This is a genomic window from Ferrovibrio sp. GW821-FHT12E11 (assembly GCF_058806975.1).
Map to the genome: position 1 here is coordinate 1 of NZ_JBXAQG010000003.1, position 1,191 is coordinate 1,191.

General features: G+C 64.1%; 1 protein-coding gene. It reads right to left on the bottom strand.

Annotated elements, in window-relative coordinates:
- Complete coding sequence (gene tuf, locus AC1ROT_RS22235; protein WP_492973784.1) at positions 1–1,191, bottom strand: elongation factor Tu; 1,191 nt, start codon at positions 1,189–1,191, stop codon at positions 1–3.

Genomic DNA, 1,191 nt, shown 5'->3' on the forward strand with positions numbered 1-1,191 from the left:
TTACGCGATGACCTTGGCGACGACGCCGGCGCCGACGGTGCGGCCGCCTTCGCGGATCGCGAAGCGCAGGCCTTCATCCATCGCGATCGGCGCGATCAGCTCGACATCCATCGACACGTTGTCGCCCGGCATCACCATCTCGACGCCGGCCGGCAGCGCCACAACACCGGTCACGTCGGTGGTGCGGAAGTAGAACTGCGGGCGGTAGTTGGTGAAGAACGGGGTATGACGGCCACCCTCTTCCTTGGTCAGGATGTAGGCTTCGGCCTTGAACTTGGTGTGCGGGGTGATCGAACCCGGCTTGGCCAGAACCTGGCCGCGCTCGACGTCCTCACGCTGCACGCCGCGCAGCAGCGCGCCGATGTTGTCGCCAGCCTCGCCGCTGTCCAGCAGCTTGCGGAACATTTCAACGCCGGTCACGGTGGTCTTCACGGTGGCCTTCAGACCAACGATCTCGACTTCCTCACCGACCTTGACGATGCCGCGCTCGACGCGACCGGTCACAACCGTGCCGCGGCCCGAGATCGAGAACACGTCTTCCACCGGCATCAGGAACGGCTTGTCCTTGGGACGCTCCGGCTGCGGGATGTAGCGGTCGACTTCGGCCATCAGCTTCAGGATGGCGTCGTGGCCCAGGTCCTTGTTGCTGTCCTCAAGGGCAGCCAGCGCCGAACCGCGCACGATCGGGATGTCGTCGCCCGGGAAATCATACTTCGACAGCAGCTCGCGCACTTCCAGCTCGACCAGGTCGAGCAGTTCGGCGTCGTCCACCATGTCGCACTTGTTCATGAACACGACCAGCGACGGCACGCCGACCTGGCGGGCCAGCAGGATGTGCTCGCGCGTCTGCGGCATCGGGCCGTCAGCGGCCGACACAACCAGGATCGCGCCGTCCATCTGGGCGGCACCGGTGATCATGTTCTTCACATAGTCGGCGTGGCCGGGGCAGTCGACATGCGCATAGTGGCGGTTCGCCGTCTCGTACTCGACATGGCTGGTCGAGATCGTGATGCCGCGCGCCTTCTCTTCCGGCGCCTTGTCGATCTGGTCATAGGCCGTGAACGACGCGCCGCCGCTTTCCGCCAGCACCTTCGTGATCGCTGCCGTCAAAGACGTCTTGCCATGGTCAACGTGACCAATCGTACCAATGTTGCAGTGCGGCTTGTTACGCTCAAACTTTGCCTTGGCCAT

Bases quoted from the DNA above. Each gene is read 5' to 3' on its own strand.
- tuf (WP_492973784.1), bottom strand. From the start codon at position 1,191: ATGGCCAAGGCAAAGTTTGAGCGTAACAAGCCGCACTGCAACATTGGT.